Annotated in this window: 23 protein-coding genes and 1 riboswitch; of the genes, 5 read left to right on the top strand and 18 right to left on the bottom strand. The window is 59.5% G+C overall.

The window, feature by feature from the left end:
- Positions 1 to 10: 10 nt before the first annotated feature.
- From IEV40_RS12230 to IEV40_RS12155, 16 genes are all read right to left on the bottom strand, one after another.
- Positions 11 to 595 carry a nucleotidyltransferase family protein gene (locus IEV40_RS12230; protein WP_188422067.1) on the bottom strand — a complete coding sequence of 195 codons (585 nt, stop codon included), beginning with the start codon at positions 593 to 595 and terminating at the stop codon, positions 11 to 13.
- 128 nt (positions 596 to 723) lie between these two features.
- Positions 724 to 954 (bottom strand): hypothetical protein, encoded by a 231-nt coding sequence (locus IEV40_RS12225; RefSeq protein ID WP_188422065.1) that lies wholly within the window; start codon positions 952 to 954, stop codon positions 724 to 726.
- 17 nt (positions 955 to 971) lie between these two features.
- Positions 972 to 1724: a PIG-L deacetylase family protein gene (locus IEV40_RS12220; protein WP_229724091.1), complete on the bottom strand. Its 753-nt coding sequence runs from the start codon at positions 1722 to 1724 to the stop codon at positions 972 to 974.
- Between the two features lie 2 nt (positions 1725 to 1726).
- Positions 1727 to 2092 (bottom strand): glutaredoxin domain-containing protein, encoded by a 366-nt coding sequence (locus tag IEV40_RS12215; RefSeq protein ID WP_188422063.1) that lies wholly within the window; start codon positions 2090 to 2092, stop codon positions 1727 to 1729.
- Between the two features lie 43 nt (positions 2093 to 2135).
- Positions 2136 to 5270: an efflux RND transporter permease subunit gene (locus IEV40_RS12210; protein WP_188422061.1), complete on the bottom strand. Its 3135-nt coding sequence runs from the start codon at positions 5268 to 5270 to the stop codon at positions 2136 to 2138.
- Positions 5267 to 6445, bottom strand: coding sequence for an efflux RND transporter periplasmic adaptor subunit (locus IEV40_RS12205; protein WP_188422059.1), 1179 nt, complete (start codon positions 6443 to 6445; stop codon positions 5267 to 5269). Before IEV40_RS12205 ends, IEV40_RS12210 begins: the two co-directional genes overlap by 4 nt.
- Positions 6446 to 6453: 8 nt before the next feature.
- The gene (locus tag IEV40_RS12200; protein ID WP_188422057.1) at positions 6454 to 7926 is read right to left on the bottom strand and encodes an efflux transporter outer membrane subunit; all 1473 of its coding nucleotides are present in this window, start codon (positions 7924 to 7926) and stop codon (positions 6454 to 6456) included.
- On the bottom strand, positions 7923 to 8660 hold the full coding sequence (locus IEV40_RS12195; protein ID WP_188422055.1) for a DUF1956 domain-containing protein: 738 nt from the start codon (positions 8658 to 8660) through the stop codon (positions 7923 to 7925). Before IEV40_RS12195 ends, IEV40_RS12200 begins: the two co-directional genes overlap by 4 nt.
- Positions 8661 to 8779: 119 nt before the next feature.
- Complete coding sequence (locus IEV40_RS12190) at positions 8780 to 9154, bottom strand: response regulator (RefSeq protein WP_188422053.1); 375 nt, start codon at positions 9152 to 9154, stop codon at positions 8780 to 8782.
- 61 nt (positions 9155 to 9215) lie between these two features.
- Positions 9216 to 9377 (bottom strand): hypothetical protein, encoded by a 162-nt coding sequence (locus IEV40_RS12185; protein ID WP_188422051.1) that lies wholly within the window; start codon positions 9375 to 9377, stop codon positions 9216 to 9218.
- A 304-nt stretch (positions 9378 to 9681) separates the two neighbouring features.
- A complete protein-coding gene (locus IEV40_RS12180) occupies positions 9682 to 10206 on the bottom strand; it encodes an AAA family ATPase (protein ID WP_188422049.1) in 525 nt (174 codons plus the stop codon).
- Positions 10203 to 10823, bottom strand: a complete 621-nt coding sequence (gene pnuC, locus IEV40_RS12175) for a nicotinamide riboside transporter PnuC (RefSeq protein WP_188422047.1) — start codon at positions 10821 to 10823, stop codon at positions 10203 to 10205. The genes IEV40_RS12180 and pnuC overlap by 4 nt, the downstream gene beginning before the upstream one ends.
- Positions 10824 to 10857: 34 nt before the next feature.
- Positions 10858 to 13035, bottom strand: coding sequence for a TonB-dependent siderophore receptor (locus tag IEV40_RS12170; protein WP_371870056.1), 2178 nt, complete (start codon positions 13033 to 13035; stop codon positions 10858 to 10860).
- Between the two features lie 52 nt (positions 13036 to 13087).
- A riboswitch (TPP riboswitch) is annotated at positions 13088 to 13186 on the bottom strand.
- 94 nt (positions 13187 to 13280) lie between these two features.
- A complete protein-coding gene (locus IEV40_RS12165) occupies positions 13281 to 13664 on the bottom strand; it encodes a hypothetical protein (protein WP_188422044.1) in 384 nt (127 codons plus the stop codon).
- A gap of 167 nt (positions 13665 to 13831) precedes the next feature.
- Entirely contained in the window at positions 13832 to 14020 is a 189-nt protein-coding gene (locus tag IEV40_RS12160; RefSeq protein ID WP_188422042.1) for a 4-oxalocrotonate tautomerase, read from the bottom strand.
- A gap of 53 nt (positions 14021 to 14073) precedes the next feature.
- The gene (locus tag IEV40_RS12155; protein ID WP_188422040.1) at positions 14074 to 14838 is read right to left on the bottom strand and encodes a class II aldolase/adducin family protein; all 765 of its coding nucleotides are present in this window, start codon (positions 14836 to 14838) and stop codon (positions 14074 to 14076) included.
- 380 nt (positions 14839 to 15218) lie between these two features.
- On the opposite strand from IEV40_RS12155, the gene ahpC reads away from it, so the two are divergent.
- Positions 15219 to 15782, top strand: coding sequence for an alkyl hydroperoxide reductase subunit C (gene ahpC / locus IEV40_RS12150; RefSeq protein ID WP_188422038.1), 564 nt, complete (start codon positions 15219 to 15221; stop codon positions 15780 to 15782).
- 89 nt (positions 15783 to 15871) lie between these two features.
- Positions 15872 to 17467, top strand: coding sequence for an alkyl hydroperoxide reductase subunit F (ahpF, locus tag IEV40_RS12145; protein ID WP_188422036.1), 1596 nt, complete (start codon positions 15872 to 15874; stop codon positions 17465 to 17467).
- 71 nt (positions 17468 to 17538) lie between these two features.
- Here the strand turns inward: ahpF and IEV40_RS12140 are convergent, their stop codons facing one another.
- On the bottom strand, positions 17539 to 17826 hold the full coding sequence (locus IEV40_RS12140) for a hypothetical protein (RefSeq protein ID WP_188422034.1): 288 nt from the start codon (positions 17824 to 17826) through the stop codon (positions 17539 to 17541).
- A 236-nt stretch (positions 17827 to 18062) separates the two neighbouring features.
- Between IEV40_RS12140 and IEV40_RS12135 the strand changes: the two genes are divergently transcribed.
- From IEV40_RS12135 to IEV40_RS12125, 3 genes are all read left to right on the top strand, one after another.
- Positions 18063 to 18791: an OmpW/AlkL family protein gene (locus IEV40_RS12135; protein ID WP_188422032.1), complete on the top strand. Its 729-nt coding sequence runs from the start codon at positions 18063 to 18065 to the stop codon at positions 18789 to 18791.
- A gap of 292 nt (positions 18792 to 19083) precedes the next feature.
- Positions 19084 to 20979, top strand: coding sequence for a methyl-accepting chemotaxis protein (locus IEV40_RS12130; RefSeq protein WP_188422030.1), 1896 nt, complete (start codon positions 19084 to 19086; stop codon positions 20977 to 20979).
- A 100-nt stretch (positions 20980 to 21079) separates the two neighbouring features.
- The gene (locus tag IEV40_RS12125; protein ID WP_188422028.1) at positions 21080 to 21304 is read left to right on the top strand and encodes a hypothetical protein; all 225 of its coding nucleotides are present in this window, start codon (positions 21080 to 21082) and stop codon (positions 21302 to 21304) included.
- Positions 21305 to 21313: 9 nt separating this feature from the next.
- Here IEV40_RS12125 and IEV40_RS12120 read toward each other — a convergent pair whose 3' ends face one another.
- Complete coding sequence (locus IEV40_RS12120) at positions 21314 to 21532, bottom strand: hypothetical protein (RefSeq protein WP_188422026.1); 219 nt, start codon at positions 21530 to 21532, stop codon at positions 21314 to 21316.
- Positions 21533 to 21576: the final 44 nt, after the last annotated feature.

Genomic DNA, 21576 nt, shown 5'->3' with positions numbered 1-21576 from the left:
TGATCGTGCGTTATTCCAGATCGGCAGGGCTGTCGATATCCTGGTGAATGCCGGCATCGTCGACTTCGACCGCCGTCCACGGATGCGCATGCAACAGCGCACGCGCGCCCTGGTCGCCTTCGACCTGCAGTAACTCAGGCAGCAACCTGCGGCCGAAGCCGACCGGATTGCCGCGCCGGCCGCTGCGCACCGGCACCGCGACGTCCGAACCTTGCATCAATGCATCGCGCAACGCCGCCACAGTATCCGGCTGCACGTAAGGCATGTCACCCAGCGCGATCACCCATCCCGATGCATCGGTGGCATGCTGCAATGCGCACGCCAGCGACACGCCCATGCCGCGATCGGCTTCATCGCAAACCGCCACCGTACAGCCGAGCGCACGCAACGATGCGGCAACCACATCCTCTTTACGCACGACTGCGACTACTTCCGAAAAAACGGTCAGCATCGTCTTGGCTGACGCCACCACCACTTTTTCGCCTCCGGGCGTGTATTGCAGCAGCTTGTTTTTGGTTTCTTCCGGATCGAAGCGAAGGCCCCGGCCGGCGGCGAGAAGGATGCCGACGATATGTTGCGAATGCGGTGAATTCAAAACGCGATCTTGTAAGGATTATGGAAATTGGGAAGGCTTAGACAGCGCATTCCTTTTCGTTCTAGGCAATGACAATACTACCGTTAGATCACCCATGTTACCGCAACCGAAATACAGCAGTACCCACGTTACAGACGCGCGACCAGCCGCGCGAATTCCTCATCCAGCGTATTACCCGGCAACGTGCTGTTGCCGCGGCTGTACCAGTAGCGCGCATTGCCGAGATCGCCTTCTACGCGGTGCAGATAACCGTGGATCTGGCAGGACAATTCGTCGCCATGTACCTGCACCATCTTGTGCGCTTCTTCCCAATCGCCGGCTTTCGCCAGTTCCAGTACTTTCCTGTGGTCGCAAACCATGCAATTCTCTTTCTTCTTCAACCGAACTTTTCCAGTTCGAAAATTTCCGCATATGGCGTCTGATGCGGCATCTGCAGTGCAGTGCCATCCTTGCGGTTCAGGTCCAGTACCCGTTCGTCGAATCCCTTGCCGCGCGTATTCAGGTTGCGCTGATGCTGCGAACCATGCAGCCGCAGCAGTTCCGCCTTCCACGCTGCCGCTTCGCCGTCGAACGGCATGCAGAGGTCGGTGCGCATCGTAACCGTTTTTGCGTCTTTGTTCAGGAAGGCCCACGCCGACCACTTCTCGGCCAGCATCGCGGCGCGGAACAATGCATAGGTACGCTGATGCGTGACGTTGCTGTCGTTGCCATGCGGCATGAAGACCAGATCGGGACGGCGCGCGGCGAGATAATCGCGTATTCGCGCCTGATTGCCCTCGTCCAGCCGCGGATTTCCCTTGTCGTCCGGCGGCAGGCGCAGGAAGGTCAGCCGGTCCAATGGCAGGCCGAAAAAAGCGCAACTGGCGGTCTGTTCGCCTTCACGTAGTGCCGCTTTCTGCTCATCCGTCGTCGCGCCGGCATAACCGTCCTCGACGCCGCTGGCACCGGTCGTCAACACGGCAAGGTGGATCGTGTCGCCGCGCAGATGAAAATGCCGCAGCGTGACAGCGACTGCATCGAAATCGTCGGGATGCGGCGCCAGCACCGTAATCGTCAACGGCCCTGGCAACGACAATATCCGCAGATCCAACGGCCGCGCAACATCGGGAAAATCCAGCGGCATATCCATCGTCACTCCTGACGCAATGGAATGCGGCCGTCGGCGACCGCCGCCACGGTTTCCGCATAGCCGCCGATCAGCACACCATCGACAAACACCTGCGGAAAAGTCGGCCAGCCGCTCCACATCTTGATCGCCAGGCGCGGCTTCCACATCGACAGATAGCTGCCGTATTCCAGATAACGAAAATCCGCGCCCGCCTTTTCCAGCGCATGACGCGCCTTCTTCACGAAGGGATTCTGCGCCATGCCGACGACGACGATGCGGTGCGCCGCGATGGCGGCAGCGACTTCCTCTATCGTCTGACGATGGTAAGCGGCCATGGATTCAAGAAGCGATGGACTGATTTTTTCGGGCGACAGCAAGGGACGGTTCATGCGTTTTTTCCTTGTTCAGCTTTCCTGCATTCGGTTTCTTCGCTCAGATTTCTTCCGGCTTTGCGGCAGGCAGCAAACCGGCCGGCGGCTGTTGGCTGTCTTCTTCGACATTCTGACCGCGCATCCGGCGCAGCGTCTTCTTCAGCCATTGTTCCAGATCGTCGATATAGGTGAACACGGCCGGCACCACCAGCAAGCTCAACAGTGTCGATGTAATCAGCCCGCCGATCACCGTGATCGCCATCGGCGAACGGAAGCTCGGATCGGCACCCAGGCCCAATGCCAGCGGCAGCATGCCGGCGCCCATCGCGATCGTCGTCATGATGATAGGCCGGCTGCGCTTGTGGCAGGCATCGACCAGCGCATCGAAACGGTTCATGCCGCGCTCGCGCGCGAGGATTGCGTAATCGACCAGCAGGATCGAGTTCTTCGTCACGATACCCATCAGCATGATCAGGCCGATCATCGACGGCATCGACAAGGCGCTATGCGTAATCAGCAGCGCGACGAACGCGCCGCCGATCGACAGCGGCAATGCCGCCAGAATCGTGATCGGCTGCATGAAATCCTTGAACAGCAGCACCAGCACGCTGTAGATGCACAGCACACCGATCAGCATCGCCAGTCCGAAACTCTGGAACAGCAGCAGCATTTCCTGCGCATCGCCCAGTTCGGCAATCTTCACCGACGGCGGCAGATTACGCATGGACGGCAACGCACGCGCTTCCGCATTCAGTTCGCCCAGCGAACGCGATCCCAGTTCGACGTCCAGCGTCACGTTGCGGCTGCGGTTCAGGCGATCGATCTGTGCCGGGCCGCTTTCCATCGTCACCGATGCGACCGTGCCCAGCATCACCGGACCGTTGCGCCCCGGCACCGTCAGTCGTTCGATGGCCGACAGGTCGGCGCGCACGCCGTCCGGCAGTTTGACCAGGATCGGCACCTGGCGTTCGGACAGGTTCAGCTTCGGCAGGTTCTGTTCGTAATCGCCGGACGTCGCCACACGCACCGTCTCGCCGATGCTGGCCGCCGTCACGCCCAGATCGGCGGCGCGTGCCGCATCCGGCCGCACCACGATTTCCGGGCGCACCAGCGATGCGCTGGAAGTGACGTTGCCGATGCCGCGCAAGGTACGCAGTTCGCGCTCGACTTTCTTTGCCGCATCCGACAGCGCCACCGGATCGTCGCTGCGCAGAACCAGCTGCATCTTGACACCGGTATCCGGCGGGCCGACCGTGAAACGCGCACCGGGAATGTTGGCGATATTGGCGCGGATGCGATTGTCGATATCCGACATCGTTTCATGACGATCGCCGCGATGCGTGGTCGTGATCGTCATCACCGCGCGCCGCACCTCGGCTGCTGCGCCCGGCGAAAAAGCATCGCCGCTGGAGCCGCCGCCGATCGAGCTGAAGACGCTGGTGATGTTCTTGTCGGCCGCGATCGCCTGGCGCACACGCTCGGTCAGTGCCGAAGTTTCCGCCAGCGTGCTGCCCGGCGGCAGTTCGATCGTGATCTGCGTTTGCGCGCGATCGGCGGGCGGCACGAAGCCGGTCGGCAGCAAACCCGTCAGCAGGATCGAACAGATGAAGAACACGCCGGCCGCGATCGCCGTCGTCAGGCGGTGACGCACGCACCAGCGCATCGTTTCCAGATACTTGCACATCAGCCAGCCGTCTTCGGTCTCGTGCTTCGTGCTCGGCTTCAGCAGATAGGCGGCCATCATCGGCGTCAGCAGCCGCGCAACGACCAGCGATGCGAGGATCGCCAGCACCGCCGCCCAGCCGAACTGCTTGAAGAACAGGCCCGGAATGCCGGCCATGAAGGCCGTCGGCAGGAACACCGACACCAGCGCGAAGGTAGTGGCGATCACCGCCATGCCGATCTCGTCGGCCGCTTCCAGTGCGGCCTGCATCGGCGTCTTGCCCATGCCGAGATGGCGTTCGATGTTTTCGATCTCGACGATGGCGTCATCCACCAGCACGCCGACCACCAGTGCCAGCGACAGCAGCGTCACCGTATTGAGCGTGTAGCCGAACCAGTACAGGCCGAGGAAAGTCGGAATCACCGACAGCGGCAAGGCGGCAGCGGCGACGATGGTGGCGCGCCAGTTGCGCAGGAACCACCAGACCACCAGCACCGCGAGAATTGCGCCTTCGTAAAGCAGCTCCATCGAACCGTCGAAGTTTTCCTCGACCGGTTGCGCATTGTCGATCGCCTGCTTGAAGACGATATTTGCGTGCGCCGTCTGCAACTCGTTCACCGCCTCGCGCGCGCCTTCGGCAACCGTCACTTCGCTGGCGCCCTTGGTACGGAAAATCTCGAAGCCGACGACCGTCCGGCCATCCTGCGTGGCTGTCGCGCGGCGTTCGGCAATAGTGTCGGAAACGGTGGCAACCTGATCCAGCCGCACATGGCGTCCATCGGTCAGCGGAATATCCATGCGTGCCAGATCGGCTGCCGTCTGCACGGTGGCGATCGTGCGCACCGCCTGTTCGGCGCCGCTGACGTCGCCGCGCCCGCCCGGCGCCTCCTGCTGTACCAGCCGCAACTGTCGCGACACATCAAGCGCGGAAACGCCCAGTGCCGTCATCCGCGCATTGTCCAGTTCGATGCGCACTTCGCGATCGACGCCGCCAACTCGCTTGACCGAACCGACACCCGGCACGCTGAGTAGACGCTTGGCGACGACGTTGTCGACGAACCAGCTCAATTCCTGCTCATCGAGATGGCTGCCCGGCGCGGCGGATGCGGTAAACGTCATCACGACACGCCCCGCTGTGGAGATTTTCGTCACGGCCGGATCGCGCAGATCGGCCGGCAGGTCGGCACGCACCAGCGAGACGGCATCACGCGTTTCGTTGACGGCATCCGACAGATTCTTTTCGAGCACGAATTCGATCGTGATCGTCACCACGCCGTCGAGCACGCGCGTGTACATGTTCTTGATGCCCTGCAGCGTGGCAATCGAATCTTCCAGCTTGCGCGCGACCTCGGTTTCCAGCTGCGCCGGCGCAGTGCCGGGCAGACTGGCCGTCACCGTGACGACCGGCAGTTCGATATCGGGAAAATCCTGCACGGCATTCATCTTGAATGCCATCAGCCCGGCCAGGCTGATCAGGAAGAACAGCACGATGGCCGGAATCGGATTCCGGATCGATAGCGCGGAGAAATTCACTTGCGCTCCTGTGCCGGTGCGGCCGAAACAGTTGCAGAAGCAGTTGCCACTGCAGATGCAGGCGCATCCTGCACGACGTTGACGAAATCGCCGTCATTCAGGAAGCCTGCGCCGCTGGCAACCAGCAACGCATCCGGCGCAATGCCGCTGACGACCTCGATGCGGTCGCCGAGACGACGGCCCGGCTGAATCTTCAGCTGCGTGACGCGATGATCGGCATTCAAGGCGAACACATAGCTGAAGCCGTCACGCACCACCACGCATTGCTGCGGCACCGTGATGGCGTTCGACGTACCGAGCGCGAAATAGCCGCTGGCGAACATGCCGGCGCGCACTGGTGGTGCCGCCTTCGTTTCCGGCTGCAGCAGATCGACGTAGACCAGTGCCACGCGGTTCTGCGTATCGACGGTTGGCGCAATCATGCGCACCTTGCCCGTCGTTTCGGTGCCGTTGGCGGCGGTGATCGTCGCCATCGCGCCGGGCGCCAGCTTACCGAGTTCCTCGGACGTCACTTCGGCGCGCCATTCGAGCCGTCCCTGACGAATCATGCGGAACAGTTCGGTGCCGGCACCGACGACCGCGCCAACGGTGGCGCTGCGCGCGGAGATCACGCCGTCATCCGGTGCCAGCACGCGCGTTTGCGCCAGTCGCACTTCCTGCGCCTGCAAGATCGCTTTCGCTGCTTCTGCTTTTGCTTTCGCCGTCTGATCGGTTGTCAGATATTGATTGATCTGTTGCGTACTCAGCGCACCGGTGCTCTGCAACGTACGCGCACGTTCGGCATTGTTGCGCGCGTCGGCGGCATTCGCCTCGGCTTCCAGCAAGGCTGCGCGCGCCTGCAGCACATCGGCCTGCGTGGTCGCGGTGGAGAAAGTCGCCAGCACTTGGCCGCGGCGCACCTTGTCGCCGACGTTGACGCGCACCTCGGTCAACTGCAGACCGTTCGATTCGCTGCCGATGATCGCTTCCTGCCAGGCGAACACGGTGCCGTTGGCATGCAGGCGGATCGGCAGGCTTTCCTGCGTCGGCATGGCAGTCGTGACGGTCAATGCCGGCCGCGGCGCTTCTTCCTGCTTGTCGTGTCCGGCAGACCTGAACAGCAAGGTCAGCGCGACGGCCAGGATGAGCAACGCGCCGATGCCGATGATGGCGGTTTTCTTGTTCACACGTTTCATGAAAGGATTCATTCGGAATCGGATGAGGTTGGTCGAATAGCCGTGGCGGAAGCGGTACGCCCGGCGTCTGGATTGCGCCAGCCACCACCGGCAGCGCGATACAGTGAAATCCATGCGGACATGCGTTCGCGCTCCAGCGTCACGGCATTCAGTTCGGAAGCGAGCCGCAAGCGACGCGAATCCTCCAGATCGAGCAGATTGGCCATGCCGTTGCGATACAGGCTTTCCGCACCTTCGTAGGCGGCGCGATAACCTTCGACGGCGGCACGCGCATCTTTACTGCGCGACGACGTGCTCTGCAAATTGACCAGTGCCTCCTCCACTTCGCGCACCGCCTGACGCACCGTGCCGCGATAGGCGCTGACGGCCGAGTCGTAACGCGCTTCGCTGGCATCGACATTGGCGGCGCGCGCACCGCCATCGAACAAGGGCAGCGACAGCGTGATCGGTCCGATCGACCACGTCTGCAGATCGGTCGTGACGCCGGCGGAGTGATAACGCGCTGCACCTATCGAACCGCTCAATGTCAGCCGAGGATAGCGTGCCGCCTGCGCATTACCGACTTCGGCACTGGCTGCCGCCACTTCCTGTTCCGCAATGAACACGTCAGGGCGCTGCAGCAGCACACGCGCCGGCAGACTGTCAATCACAATCGGCTGCGTCGGCGGTGGCGTCGATGCGGCCATCTTGTTGCGCAAGGTCGCCTCATCCATCGCCGTCAACTGCACCAGCGCCTTCACGTCCAGATCACAAGAGGCGTACTGTTGCGTCAAGCGGCCGCGGGCTTCCGCAGCGCTTGCACGCGCCAGTGCTGCCGTAGCCGGCGCCTGGAATCCCGCTTTCGCGCTCAGATCGGACAGGCGCGCGGTTTCCTCGCGCGAATCGGCATCTTCCTGTGTAACCGTCACCAGCTTGTTGCAGGTGCGCAGGCTGTAATAACGATTCGCCACTTCGGCCGCCACCGAAACGCGCGCATCGTGCCAGTTGGCCTGCGCGCCGCGCAGGCGCGCCAGCGCGGCGCGGCTGGTATCACGATTGCCGCCGAACAGATCGGCTTCCCATGACGGCTGCAGTTCCGCCTGCGTGATCGTCGACAGCGGCAACGGCGGTTGCATATTGGTACGGCTGGACGTGATCGTGCCGTCGAGTTTGGGCAGCAGCGCCGCATCGGCCGACACGCTGTTTGCGCGCGACTGTTCGATACGGGAAACGGCATCGGCCACCGTCGGACTGGCAGCCTGGGCGGCATCGATCAATTCCACCAGCAAGGGATCGTTCTGCTGCTGCCACCATTGCGACAGGTCGGTCAATGTGCCGTGATGCGGCAGCGATGCGGCGTTCGCCGTTTCGGCCGCGCCCGGCGTCGGTGCCTGCCATTGCGACGGCGTGACGGCTTCGACGCCGGACGGTGGCGGCGTCAATGCGCATGCCGACAACAATAATGGCAGGCCGATACCGCACGCAAGGCGAAGGGGCTTCATGATTTCGTCCTCGCTGCGGTTTTTCTGCGGCGTGCCTCGGCCTGCACCATTGCTTCCGCATAGTCGATCAACCGCTCTATCCACAGGTCGACCGCGGCATGCGAGCCGATCAGCGACGGGCGAATCGCATCGATGATGTCGCGCGCGATGAACATCTGCAGCACCATGCCGACGATGGAAAATGCCAGGCGGTGAATATCGTCATCCGGCTTCTTCAAACCCATCTGATGCGCGAGCACGCCTGCCAGCGCTGCATGCGAAGGCTTGATATCCCTGTCGATTTCTTCCTGCCACAGGCCGGTCGGTTCCAGCATTTCCCGGTAATGCAGGCGAATGCACAGTTGCAGCAGTTCGTCTTGCTTCAGTGGCGCCACGAAATCGCCGAGGAAAATCGTCAGCGCCTCGCGCAGCGGCAGATCGGCGCGCATCGTCGGCGCCTGCGGCTGGCACAGCCCGCTGACGGGTTCGGTATAGACGGCGCGGTACAGGCCGGCCTTGTCGCCGAAGTAGTACTTGATCGCGGCGAGATTGACGCCGGCAGCCTGCGCGATATCGCGCGTGGATGTCTTGCTGAAGCCTTTTTCCGCAAACAGATGGAGAGCCGCATGCAGCAGACGGCTGCGCGCCTCGGCGCCGTCGGCGCGATGGCGGACGCTGCCGGATACGCTATCGGATTCGGCAGCGGACAGTGAACGAGGAACGGGAGTTTTTCTGGCGGAGCACATGGTCGCCATTAGAACACATAAATCAAACGATTGATTGAATTAAATCGCTTGTTTAAATGAATGCATTGCCCGAAAGAAAACAGTCAAATGGATATTGGAGGTCATTGCGGCAACACGCCGCACGACGATCAGGACGCGGCGGCCTGATCCAGCAATGCCGCGTATTCATCGATGCCGAACGGCTTCATCAGCCAGCCGACATCAGGCGGCACATCGTCATCGCGCGCATAACCGCTGGCGACGGTGACTTCCAGCGACTGCAGTTCGCGCACGCGACGCGCCAGCTCCAGCCCGGAAATTCCCGGCAGGCCGATATCGGTGATCATCAGATCGAACGACCGAGTCTGCAGCATCGCCAGGGCATTTTCGGCAGACGTGCAACCATGCGCTTCGTGTCCTAGAAAGCCCGTCATCTCGACCAGCCCTTCTAGCGCATCGACGTTGTCCTCTACCAGCAGCACCTGCAAGCGCCGACCTTTCCTGTCTGTTTCATTATTCTGCATATTTTTTCGAAACGGCCATCATCTCCCTGGCCGGGATAGGTGTATTCATGGTGATTACGCTTCAAGCAGGCTCATCTGGCGCCACCGGCAGGAAAGTCATCATGAAGATGGCCAGCGACAAGATACCAAGAAACACAGCAGCAAAATCCGGCACCATCGCAAACCAGACAATTCCACCCAGCACGCCCAACAGGGAAATCAGCTTGAAGATGTACGTCATCATGTGCTCCAGATCAGCCGTGCTGTGTGGTGACGAAACGTAGCCACACTGCACGTTCGTTAATTTTTGTTAAAACGACTTGCAGGCTGGTAATGTAACGAAACGCCAGAGCACACCCTATAGGATTTCCACGCGACCATTTGTAGGAAAATTCCCACCGCACTTATTTCGTTGTCCACACAGTTGTTCTTGTCGCCACACTTGTTTCGTTTCGTCGGCAATCGCGGCCGAGAATCGGTGGATCGCATATCAGAACGTACTTATCGGATCGGCAACACGACGCCCTCTGCATCGTTATATTGGAATATCAGCGGGCTTGTGAGAGATACTGGCTCACCTGCTGTACGCGCTGCGCGACGTCGCCTTCGACTAGCAGATAGGGAATGCCGGCCTCCTGCAATGCAGCTATCAGTAGCCGATGCACGGTTTGTCGCACCGTATCGCCATCGCGCATCAACCCGTCACCAACCCATGGATTGGTGGGTGCGGCAACCAGTGTGAAGTTGTAGCAGCGGCTGGCGGCGAGTGCAGCCAGTTCCGCGTCTGGAGCGGTGAAGTAGTGATAGCTGTAGACGGCTGTCATCAACGGTGTAGTGTCGCAGAACAACAGACCATCCTGCAGTTGCGCCCGCGCGGCCTCCTCTCGTGCCACCTGCGTGGCAGCGATATGAAACTGTTCGTCCGCACGCGGTGTGCGTCCGTAGGTTTCGACAAACTCGCGCAGATATTCCGGCACCCATATCGTGCCGTAGTGCGCCGCCAATGCTTCGGCCAGCGTCGACTTGCCGGTGGATTCGGCGCCGAGGATGGCGACGCGGCGGACGTTCGTCATGCCGTGACGGCTTCTTCCGCAGGTTGTCCGGCCATCGCCTTTTTCCACGCGAACAGGCCGAAGGTCGCCATGATGACGAACAGCGCATACAGCAGCGCCGTCAGATACAGATGCTTGTGAATGTAGAGGCCGATGAAGATCGTGTCGATGACGATCCACATGTGCCAGTTTTCCAGCTTCTTGCGCGACAGCAGGAACTGCCCGACCAGGCTGCCGCCCGTCAGGAAGGCATCGATGCGCGGCACATCGCTATCGGTGAAGCGCGACAGCAGCAGGTAAATCACCAGCCAGGCTGTCAGCCAGGCCGCCAGCGTCCATGCGATACCCGCGCGCGAAAGCGTCGACACGGCAATGCCGTGATGCGCGCGGCCGCCGAACAGCCACTGGTACCAGCCCCACAGCGAAACCGCGATGAAGAAGAACGACAGGCACATGTCGCCATACAGCTTGGCTTCGAAGAAAACGACCGAATACAGCGCGGACGCCGAAATCGAAAACAGCCACGCCCACGGCGACTGGCGAATGTTCAGCAGCACCATCGTGATCGCGAGGCCGAACGAGACGATCTCGAAATACGAGGTGTGGATGAAGCCGAAGAGGACGAGCGGGCTGTTCATGGCATCGATGCAATCAGGTGAATCGGAAATCGAATCAGAAATCGAACTGCGCCGTCAGCTTGAACGTGCGTGGTGCGCCGGGGAACAGGTAACCACCCAATCCCTGCGTTACATCACGCCAGTAGAATTTGTCGAATACGTTGTATACGGTGAAATTGAAACGGACCGGCGTATTGCCAATGCGTGTCGCGTAACGCGCACCGGCATCGACAACACTGTAGCCGCCGACGATGGTTTCATTCTGTGTATCGAATGCCTTGCTACCAGCATAGGTCAGCGTCGTGTTCAGGTTCAGGCCCGGCACGTCGGCAACAGCGTAATCGAGGAAAGCCACCGTTTTCAGTTTCGGCACATTGACGTTACGCTTGTCGTCCAATGCTGGATCGCCAGTATTCTTCTGTTTTGCATCCAGTGCTGTCAGGCTCACACCTGCCAGCAACTGCCGCGTGACGCGACCGGTCAGGCCAAGTTCAATGCCACGGTGGACTGCATCACCGTTCTGGACAAATTCACCCGTAGGGGAATTACGATAATCAACATACTCCAGCGGCGCTTTGATCTGGAACAACGAAGCAGTAAAACTCAGGGTATTGCTCAAGTCCTGCTTGAAACCGATTTCTACTTGATGCGACTTGTTCGGGTTCAGCATTTGGTCCTCGTTGCTCGTTCCCTCCGGCGCAATACCGCCATGCTGCAATCCTTGCGAATAGGCTCCGTAAATCGACATGCCCGGTTGTGGTGTTACCACCAATGCGATATTCGGCAACAGATAGCTGCGATCGTAATCGGAAGTCTGCGTACCAGCTGCATCGAATTGCTCACGCTTCAATTCCGTATAACGCAAACCCGCATGCAGCTTGACTCGTTGAGAAAGCGTCAGGATGTCCTGCACAAAGAACGACTGCTCGTCATCCTTGCGACGCAAGGATACCGGTCCACTTTCTCTAGGGCTGCGAGAAGGAATCAATCGAGGGTCGTAAATGTTATTGGTGCCAACGAAGTCATATACTTCCTCGCCAAACGAATCACGACGACGCATCGTGTCGGCACCAAAAGTCAGATCATGTGCAATTGTGCCGGTCTGTGCCTTACCTTGTAGCAAAACCTGCGTGCTGACAATTCGATAGCGTTGATCGTCGCTGCGATAGTCATACACATCGTAATCGCCATTCGAACAATAGCCAGGATCCCATCCCAATTGCGCAGCGCAACCGTACGGGAACGCCGAATGATCATCCCGCTTCAGTTCATAACGATTAGCACCCAACGTCACATGCCAGTTGTTGTCGATGTTGTACTTGAAACGCAGTCCGATGTTGCTGGTGTCGTCCGTCACCGGCGTCACCCACGGCGCATCGCCAAGCAGCCGCTTAGGATCGACATGCGACGGCACATCCGTCCCGCCTAACAACTGATACCCCGGTGCCGTAATCTGCGACTTGTGCTGGTAATCCATATCCAGTTGCAGCAATGCGCGATCCGTCAGATGCCAGTCGAACGCGCCGGAAACGAAATTGCGATTACCGTCCGCGCCCTTCACATACGAATTGATCGTCTCGGTCGCTGCGTTAATGCGATAGCCGAAACGCTTGTCTTCCGACATGCCGCCGAGATCGATCGCGCCATAGGCCGTGCCACGTTCGCTGAATTCTGTCGTCAGCGTGCGCACCGGCGTTTCGGTCGGGCGCTTGGTCACGTAGTTGATGATGCCGCCCGGCGTCGCCACACCGGCCTGCAGGCCGGACAGGCCCTTCAGGATTTCGATGCGCTCCTTGTTTTCCAGCGGCACCGACGAAGCGCCGGAGAACGACAGGCCGTCCTTGCGGAAACTGGTTTCGTTTTCCAGCGTGAAACCGCGAATCGAGAACTGTTCGGCATAGCCAACCGCGTTATATGCATCGTTGACGCTGGCGTCGGTTTCGACGGCAGCCGTCGTCGAGCGGATGTTGCGATCCTGCATCTGCTGCTGTGTGATGACGCTGACCGAAGCCGGCGTTTCCAGCAACGGCGTTTCGCCGAAGCCGCCGACGCTGGCCGTCGCTGCCTTGCCGCCGTCGTCAGGTGCGGCAATCACGGTGACGGCAGGCAGCACGTTCTCCGGCGCGTCATCGTTCTGCACGGTCTGGGCGAATGCCGGCGCGAGGGCGCAGGCCTGGGCGATCGCAGCGGCGATCAGGGAAGTATTGAAGCGGGACATATCGGTCAATCTCATCGCGTTGCGGAAAACGCGCGCAGGAAGGACAAAGGACGACCGAAAGAATAAAGACGAAGACTTTGCGCTTTCCTACGCTGGCATTATCCAGGTCAGGTTCAAGGGTTTCATCTCACCCGAAGATTGCTCTTCAGGACCCCTAGCGTGGCGCGAATACTATCATGAAAAAACGGCGGAAATGTCAATTTCCGCCGCAAATTCAATAACTTGGAAGAGAGTAGGGATTTTCTGCAACAGCCTCGGTCTCAACGGCGATGGTGGTGCGCATGCCGTGTCGTCTGCTGCGCTGCCTTTTCGGATTCCTCGACTTCGTTGCTGTTCTGGTGATCGTCATGCGCATTGGCCGTCTCGGGGGCATGCTCGATGCGGGTGATGCTGGTTTCGACCGAGATCGGATCGCTGGCGGGAAAACTCATCTCAAGCGCCGTATCGAGCAGGCTTTCCTGCGCCTGCTCCTCGGGCGGTGCGGCGGCTTCCTCCGGCACTTCCGCAACCGGGTCGCTGGCGGGGAAAGTGTCGTCCAGCGCCTTGTCGAGCAGATGTTCTTCGTGCGAGGCAGCTGCCGGTGTGACCGGCGCAGCACGTTCGGTATCGTCGGGCCGGCTCTTTCTGGAGCGATCGTGCGTCATCGCAGCCTCCTGTGCATTATCAGCGTGCCAGCATCGCACCGCAGCCGTCATGCGTCGGTGCGCTGGCCCACATAACGAGGATACGCCTGCCGATAAAAAACCGCCGCACAATGCACGCATTGGCGGCGGTTTGCAAAGCAGGCGGCAGCGATTGCCGGACCGTCAATTCACTCCTTTTCCGACCACAGCACGCCGCCGGTGGCCCAGTCCTCGCGCTTGAGTTCGGTGATCAGGATATCGACCGATTCCGCCGAAGAACCCAGCGTGGCGACCGTCGCCTCGGTGACAGCTTTGACGAATGCGCGTTTCTGCTCCAGCGTACGGCCTTCGAACAATTGAACGTTGATGGTTGGCATGATTTTCCCTTTCGGTTGATGATGATTCGGTACGGGGTGCGAACAATCGCCGGTCAGTCTCGATACGACGGCGAAATCGCATCCAGCTTGTGCAGCAGTGCCGGCCATTCCAGTACGCCTTCCGGCGAGCCATCGCCCAGCAGTTCCTTGTACGTCTTCGCGCAGACTTCCGGCGATGGGATGTTCAACGGACCGCCGCCCGATTGTGCCTTCAGCTGGAACGAGCAGGCCTTGTCCAGCGTATCCATCAGCACATAGGCTTCCGCAACGGTACGGCCGGAAACCAGCGTGCCGTGATTGCGCAACAGCATCGCCGGATAGTCGCCCAGGCGTTCGATCAGCCGTGTCTGTTCGGCAGCCGACAGCGCCAGCCCTTCGTAATCGTGATAACCCATCTGCTCATAGAAACGCAGCGCATGCTGCGACAGCGGCAGCAGGCCGCCCTTTTGCATGCCGATGGCGACACCGTTTTCGTTATGCAGATGCATCACGCACATCGCATCCTTGCGCGCCGCATGCACTGCGCCGTGAATCGCAAAACCTGTCACGTTCACACGCGCGCTCTGGTCGCCGATGATGTTGCCGTGGATGTCGATCTTCACCAGGCTGGAAGCGGTGATCTCGTCGAAACGCCAGCCGAACGGGTTGATCAGGAAACGACCTTCCTCGCCCGGCACCGTGGCCGAGATATGCGTGTAAATCAGGTCGTCCCAATTCTTCAGTGCGCAAAGACGGTAGCAGGCGGCCAGATCGACGCGCACCTGCCATTCGGCAGGGCTGATGCCGGCTGGCGGGGAAGCGGGAAGGGAATTATTCATGACAACAGCTTGATTGAAATGCAAAAAGAGAAACCGCACGCATGCGGTTCGCTACGGGAAGCTTGCCATTATAAGGGCATCGTCCAGGCTCGTTCACGTAGGCCGATGGCCGGAGAACCGCGCGGAACAGTCCGGCAGCGTTGAAGTCTCATCGAAGCTACGTTGAAACCGCATGGGCGCAGCAGGAAGCCGTCACGGCAATGTCTTCAAAAGGCTGCATAATAGTCAATTCGTTACTGGCTACTGCTTCGCCTTTACCATAGCGAAAACAAATTGGTTTTCTAAAATAAATCAATTATGCAAATGAGTCGAATTTGTCTAACATTCGAACTCATGCTTTTTTAACCCACTTTTCAACCCAACCCAAAAGGAAAAGCGACATGTCTCTTATCAATACCCAAGTCCAACCCTTCAAGACCCAGGCTTTCCACAATGGCAAGTTCATCGAAGTCACGGAACAGTCGCTGAAGGGCAAATGGTCTGTCCTGATCTTCATGCCGGCAGCCTTCACGTTCAACTGCCCGACTGAAGTCGAAGACGCGGCCGACAGCTATGCCGAATTCCAGAAACTGGGCACCGAAGTCTACATCGTCACCACCGACACGCACTTCTCGCACAAGGTCTGGCATGAAACCTCGCCGGCCGTCGGCAAGGCGAAATTCCCGCTGGTCGGCGATCCGACGCACCAGCTGACCAACGCTTTCGGCGTGCACATTCCGGAAGAAGGCCTGGCGCTGCGCGGTACGTTCATCATCAATCCGGACGGTGTCATCAAGACCCTGGAAATCCACTCGAATGAAATCGCTCGCGACGTTTCCGAAACCCTGCGCAAGCTGAAAGCTGCACAGTACACGGCTGCCCACCCGAACGAAGTGTGCCCGGCCAAGTGGAAAGAAGGCGAAAAGACCCTGGCTCCGTCGCTGGACCTGGTCGGCAAGATCTAATCAGGCAGTAACAGGCAAGTCCGCTGCATCGCCGAACCCGTGCCGGGTTCGGCAGCAGCAAAATCTAACGAAAGAAAGTAGGGACCATCATGCTGGATGCAAATCTCAGAGACCAATTGAAAGGCTATTTGGAGCGCATCGTGCAGCCGATCGAGATCGTTGCATCGCTCGATGGCGGCGAAAAATCGCGCGAACTGCAGGAACTGCTGCAGGAAATCGTCGTATTGAGCGACAAGATCACTTTGGTCGAACGCACCGACGATGACGAGCGCAAGCCTTCCTTTGTCATCAAGCGCCCGGACGCACACGCAGGCATTCAGTTCGCCGCGATTCCGATGGGCCACGAATTCACGTCGCTGGTGCTCGCACTGCTGCAGACCGGCGGCCACCCGTTGAAACTCGAAGAATCCGTCATCGAGCAGATCCGCAATCTGGATGGCGATTACACCTTCGAAACCTATATGTCGTTGTCGTGCCATAACTGCCCGGAAGTCGTGCAAGCCTTCAACGTGATGGCATTGCTCAATCCGCGCATCAAGGCAATCACGATCGACGGCGGCCTGTTCCAAGACGAAGTCAAGGATCGCGAAATCATGGCGGTGCCGACCACCTTCATGAACGGACAACCGTTTGAATCCGGCCGCGTCAGCATCGAACAGATTCTGGCCAAGCTCGACACCGGCGGCAACAAGCGCAAACAGGAAGAACTGAGCGCGAAAGAACCGTACGACGTGCTGATCGTCGGCGGCGGCCCTGCAGGTGCCGCGGCAGCCATCTATGCAGCGCGTAAGGGCATTCGCACCGGTGTCGTCGCCGAACGTTTCGGCGGCCAAGTGCTGGATACGCTGGCGATCGAGAACTTCGTGTCGGTGCAAGCCACCGAAGGCCCGAAATTCGCCGTTGCGCTGGAGCAGCACGTGCGCGAATACGACGTCGACATCATGAACGTGCAACAGGCCGCCGAACTGGTGCCGGGCAAACTGATCGAGATCAAGCTGAAAGACGGCGGTTCGCTGAAAGGCAAAACCGTGATCCTGTCGACCGGCGCACGCTGGAAAACCATCAACGTGCCGGGTGAAGCGGAGTATCGCAATCACGGCGTAGCCTACTGCCCGCACTGCGATGGCCCGTTGTTCAAGGGCAAGCGCGTGGCCGTGATCGGCGGCGGCAACTCGGGCGTCGAAGCTGCGATCGATCTGGCCGGCATCGTCGGTCATGTGACGCTGCTCGAATTCGCACCGGAACTGCGTGCCGATGCCGTGCTGCAGAAGAAGCTGCACAGCCTGCCGAATGTCACTGTAATCACGTCGGCACAAACCAGCGAAATCACTGGCGATGGCAAACGCGTAAATGGTCTGCTCTACAAGGATCGCAATACTGAAGAGACCAAGACTGTCGAACTGGAAGGCGTATTCATCCAGATCGGTCTGGTGCCGAACACCGAATGGCTGAAGGGCACGGTGGCACTGTCGCGTCACGGTGAAATCGAAGTCGATGCGCATGGCCGTACATCGATCCCCGGCGTGTTCGCTGCCGGCGACGTAACGACGGTGCCGTACAAGCAGATCGTAATCGCAGTCGGCGAGGGCGCGAAGGCATCGCTGTCGGCCTTCGATTACCTGATCCGCAGTTCGGTGGACGAGGAAATCGTCGCAGTCAAAAACGGCGAGGCTGTCACCGCCTGAGCTGACGCTGCACAGTAAAAAAGCCGCATACCCGGCAAGGTATGCGGCTTTTTATTTTATGGAAGACGCTTTTATTTTCTGGCGTCGATGAAATCGCGCGCCACGGCGATACCGCCCTGGATGCAATGCTGCGGCGTCGCATAGACAGCATCGACCGGCACCTTCAATTCACGGAATCCGATCGACAGCGGTTCGATCGCGACGATGTTGGGAATATAGCGAGACACGCATTGATTGCCCTCGCCGACGAAGGAATCGCCCGCAACCTCCACACGTATCTGCCAGCCGCGATAGCTTTCACTGTGCGGCTGCATGATCACGCGATCGAGAAAAGCGAGAAATTGTCGTGTTGTATCCATGGCTCTTTTCGGCAAGCGAAACGGGCAGGACATCGCCTGCAAACGCTTCTCGTTCGCAGCACTATACGCTTTTCCGACCGGACCGTCGATTCTTGCTCCCTGGTATCCGCCAGGCAAGCTTGCTCCAAATAATTGAATTAAAAATAACGCTGGCGCGTTGCAGGCCGCCTGATTACACTGAAACGGCAGCACTTCAAACCACAGGGAGCGACGTCAAAACCAGATAGGGGACGACGATGAAAAAACCGTTCAGTGTGTTGTTGCCGCAAGCTGCCGCCATTTTCCTTTTGGCGGCATTTTCTTCACCCGCCGCCGCACAAAGCGCGGGCAGCAATATCGTTCAACTGGGCTGGTTCCATCTGTACACCGACGATTCCAGCGATCCGCTGACGCTGGTGCAGCCGCCGGCAGGCAGGCTGTCGGGAACAGGCGCCAAGGTGGATAGCGCGGATACCCTCGGCATCGCCTACACGCATTTCTTTACCGACAATTTTGCCCTGACGCTGGATGCCGGCGCCCCGCCGAAATTCCATCTGGATGGCGATGGTTCGCTATCCCAACTGGGCAGACTGGGCAGCGCCAAGCAATGGAGCCCGGCCGTCGTCGCAAAGTGGTTCTTCGGCGATGCCAACGACAAGTGGCGGCCCTTTGTGGGGATAGGTGCCACCCATGTCTGGTACACCAGCGTGGAACTGACACCGGCACTGCAAAGCTTCATTGCACCGGTACCAGGCGGTTCAGCCAGTGCCAAACTCAGCTCCTCGTGGGCGCCGGTTGCCAATATCGGCATCAATTACAACCTCGACAAGAACTGGTCGGTGGGCTTTTCGCTGTCCTACATCCCGCTGGATACCGATGCCGATCTCACCGGAAGGGATGCCAGCGGCAATATAATCAGCCGGGCCAGAACCAACCTCACACTGGATCCCTACGTTACCTTTTTGTCCATCGGCTACAAGTTTTAATTCTCCGTCCGGCGGTAATCGCCGTCGGTTTCTCGTTTTCATTCCCCTGCAAATTCAAGGACTTGCCGCATACGTTTAATGCGGCAAGTCGCCTGTCTATCGTTTTTCGAAAACCGGCCGATATACAAGATATAACTCAAGACATATCGCGTGACGCACCGATGCTGATAGATGACTGTTTTGCATGATCTCGTCGACCTTGCAAACAGACGCGCGGCCATCGCGAATACGTTTATCATGTTTCCGTAAGGAATGACCCTGTTGCACGCTTGTTTGTGAATGGATGTACGGTATGAATCGCATCACCCGCTCTCTCTCCAGGCTTGGCATAGGCACCAGGCTGTCCACCATTTCTTTCGTCCTGATCGCGCTGGTGTTCGGCGTCTTCGTCTGGGCCAATGGTCACGCCACTACTGACCTGCTAGAACGCACGGCTGCGGAAGAAGTCGGCACGAAAAGCCAGCTCGTCATCGGCATGACGCGCGATCCCGCGCTGATTCGCGACCGGCTGCTGTCGCTGAAAGTCGGCAAGAGCGGCGGTTACCATGTGCTCGACGCCGCGCCGGGTGCCGATTACGGCAAGCTGCTCATCGCCGCCACGCGCGAAGGCCAGAATGTACTGGCCGATCAGGCTGCCGACGGCCGCGCCATCGTCAAGGAAATACTGGAACGCAAGAATGGCGTGATCCGCTATCGACCGGCCGGCAACGGCGCCGAGCGTATGGCGATCTTCAGCTACTTCCCGGATCGCAACTGGGTCGTCGTCGGCGAAACCGACGCGAGCGAGTTCTCACACGAAGCGACGACCTTGCGCAACTGGTCGGCACTGGCTGCGCTGGCCGCACTGGTGGTTCTTGCCGTGCTGTTGTACGCCGTCATTCGCAAGATGCTGACACGCCCGCTGGAGCAGGCAACAGAGGTCGCGCGCCAACTCGCGTCGGGCGATCTGACCACGCGTCTGGACACCGCGCGCCGTGATGAAATCGGCCAGCTGATCGCCGCGATCAACAGCATCGGCCAGGGACTGGCGAACGTCGTCTGGCACATCCGCCGCGGCACCGAAATGCTGTCCACCGCCACGCAGGAAATCGCCGACGGCAATCTCGACCTGTCGTCGCGCACCGAACAGCAAGCCAGCGCGCTGGAAGAAACCGCCTCGGCGATGGAAGAGATGACATCGACCGTCAAGGAAAATGCCGCCAATGCCGACGAAGCCAATCAGCTGGCGCGCACCGCATCGGACGTTGCCGTGCGCGGCGGCGAAGTCGTCGGCGAAGTCGTCGACACGATGGATGCGATCAACCAATCGTCGAAACGCATCGTCGACATCATCAGCGTGATCGACGGCATCGCCTTCCAGACCAACATCCTCGCATTGAACGCGGCCGTCGAAGCAGCACGTGCCGGCGAACAGGGCAGGGGATTCGCCGTCGTCGCCGGCGAGGTGCGCAGTCTGGCACAGCGCAGCTCGACCGCCGCGCGCGAAATCAAGGGGCTGATCGAAGATTCCGCCGGCAAGGTGCAGGACGGCAGCAAGCTGGTGACGCAAGCCGGCACAACGATGAAGGAAGTCGTCGCCAGCATCAAGCGCGTCAACGACATCATGGGCGAAATCAGCAACGCCAGCCGCGAACAGAGCAGCGGCATCGAACAGATCAATCAGGCCATCGTGCAGATGGATCAGGTCACGCAGCAGAACGCGGCACTGGTCGAACAGGCTGCAGCAGCAGCCGATGCACTGCAAAGCCAGACCGCCGAATTGAACAACGTGGTCGGCGTCTTCACCATCAAGACCGGCAGCCACGGCTCGATGGAAGAAGCAGCGGACATGGTCGGCAAAGCCATCGAAGCCATGCAGGAACACGGCCGCGACAAGGCCTTCGCCGACATCAGCAACAAGCTGGGACCGTTCTGCGACCGCGACCTGTATGTGGTCGTCTATGACATGCACGGCCGCAATCTGGCGCACGGAGCCAATCCGGGCAACATCGGCAAGGACATGATCGACGCGAAAGATGGCGCGGGCAAACCATATGTGCGCGAGCGCATCGCCATCATCGCCGACAAGGGGCGTGGCTGGCAGGACTACATGTTCCTCAATCCGATTTCCAAACAGGTCGAAGCAAAATCCATGTACCTGGATCGCTATGAAGATCTGATTGTCGGTTGCGGCGTCTACAAAGCCTGAAGCGGCATGCGGTCGCACGCCGCTCGCACTGCATCCCGTTCGTTACGCAAAACGCACAGCGTGTTAAGCTGAAGCCATCGTCGTTCACAAGGAGCTTGCCATGGCCGGAAAGAAGCTGAGCACGCAGGAATTTCTCGATGAACTCAATCGCAGCCTGAAGGAGCATCCAGGCTATGAAGACTGGATGCAGTTTGTGCCGCCGCCGGAAGGTGTCGAGCCCGACACGGTAGAAGGTTTCGAACGCGCCGGTCCGCAACCGCGCCATTCGCTGTACGATCTCGTCGCACTGAAGGTTGGCGAAGCCTTCGACATGTTCCCGAAATAAGATGTAACGTCAGACCAGCATGCCGCGTGCGTAGGCCCAGTTAGCCTGCGGATGCGGTCGTTCTTCGCCATCTTCCAGAAGATAGACTTCCGTGATTTCCCGCGGGAAGTATTCGAGGTGTACCCAGAAGTTCTTCGTCTCACCGTGATAGCCGGCAGATGCCGTCTCACCCGAAATCGAGTCCTGGTACCAGACAATGCGCACTTGATCCAAGCCTACTTTTTTCATCTTCGCCTCTACAGATCTGCATCCATTGTACGTCGCACACTATC

The sequence above is a fragment of the Oxalicibacterium solurbis genome, from assembly GCF_014635845.1.
Lineage (GTDB): Bacteria > Pseudomonadota > Gammaproteobacteria > Burkholderiales > Burkholderiaceae_D > Oxalicibacterium > Oxalicibacterium solurbis.
This window is presented reverse-complemented; position numbering and strand designations above follow the sequence as displayed.

Excerpts from the sequence above, each read along its gene's own strand:
- IEV40_RS12225 (WP_188422065.1), bottom strand. The coding sequence starts at position 954 with ATGGTTTGCGACCACAGGAAAGTACTGGAACTGGCGAAAGCCGGCGAT.
- IEV40_RS12220 (WP_229724091.1), bottom strand. The coding sequence starts at position 1,724 with ATGGATATGCCGCTGGATTTTCCCGATGTTGCGCGGCCGTTGGATCTG.
- IEV40_RS12215 (WP_188422063.1), bottom strand. The coding sequence starts at position 2,092 with ATGAACCGTCCCTTGCTGTCGCCCGAAAAAATCAGTCCATCGCTTCTT.
- IEV40_RS12205 (WP_188422059.1), bottom strand. The coding sequence starts at position 6,445 with ATGAAACGTGTGAACAAGAAAACCGCCATCATCGGCATCGGCGCGTTG.
- IEV40_RS12200 (WP_188422057.1), bottom strand. The coding sequence starts at position 7,926 with ATGAAGCCCCTTCGCCTTGCGTGCGGTATCGGCCTGCCATTATTGTTG.
- IEV40_RS12195 (WP_188422055.1), bottom strand. The coding sequence starts at position 8,660 with ATGGCGACCATGTGCTCCGCCAGAAAAACTCCCGTTCCTCGTTCACTG.
- IEV40_RS12190 (WP_188422053.1), bottom strand. The coding sequence starts at position 9,154 with ATGCAGAATAATGAAACAGACAGGAAAGGTCGGCGCTTGCAGGTGCTG.
- IEV40_RS12185 (WP_188422051.1), bottom strand. The coding sequence starts at position 9,377 with ATGATGACGTACATCTTCAAGCTGATTTCCCTGTTGGGCGTGCTGGGT.
- IEV40_RS12180 (WP_188422049.1), bottom strand. The coding sequence starts at position 10,206 with ATGACGAACGTCCGCCGCGTCGCCATCCTCGGCGCCGAATCCACCGGC.
- pnuC (WP_188422047.1), bottom strand. The coding sequence starts at position 10,823 with ATGAACAGCCCGCTCGTCCTCTTCGGCTTCATCCACACCTCGTATTTC.
- IEV40_RS12170 (WP_371870056.1), bottom strand. The coding sequence starts at position 13,035 with ATGAGATTGACCGATATGTCCCGCTTCAATACTTCCCTGATCGCCGCT.
- IEV40_RS12165 (WP_188422044.1), bottom strand. The coding sequence starts at position 13,664 with ATGACGCACGATCGCTCCAGAAAGAGCCGGCCCGACGATACCGAACGT.
- IEV40_RS12160 (WP_188422042.1), bottom strand. The coding sequence starts at position 14,020 with ATGCCAACCATCAACGTTCAATTGTTCGAAGGCCGTACGCTGGAGCAG.
- IEV40_RS12155 (WP_188422040.1), bottom strand. The coding sequence starts at position 14,838 with ATGAATAATTCCCTTCCCGCTTCCCCGCCAGCCGGCATCAGCCCTGCC.
- ahpC (WP_188422038.1), top strand. The coding sequence starts at position 15,219 with ATGTCTCTTATCAATACCCAAGTCCAACCCTTCAAGACCCAGGCTTTC.
- ahpF (WP_188422036.1), top strand. The coding sequence starts at position 15,872 with ATGCTGGATGCAAATCTCAGAGACCAATTGAAAGGCTATTTGGAGCGC.
- IEV40_RS12140 (WP_188422034.1), bottom strand. The coding sequence starts at position 17,826 with ATGGATACAACACGACAATTTCTCGCTTTTCTCGATCGCGTGATCATG.
- IEV40_RS12135 (WP_188422032.1), top strand. The coding sequence starts at position 18,063 with ATGAAAAAACCGTTCAGTGTGTTGTTGCCGCAAGCTGCCGCCATTTTC.
- IEV40_RS12130 (WP_188422030.1), top strand. The coding sequence starts at position 19,084 with ATGAATCGCATCACCCGCTCTCTCTCCAGGCTTGGCATAGGCACCAGG.
- IEV40_RS12125 (WP_188422028.1), top strand. The coding sequence starts at position 21,080 with ATGGCCGGAAAGAAGCTGAGCACGCAGGAATTTCTCGATGAACTCAAT.
- IEV40_RS12120 (WP_188422026.1), bottom strand. The coding sequence starts at position 21,532 with ATGAAAAAAGTAGGCTTGGATCAAGTGCGCATTGTCTGGTACCAGGAC.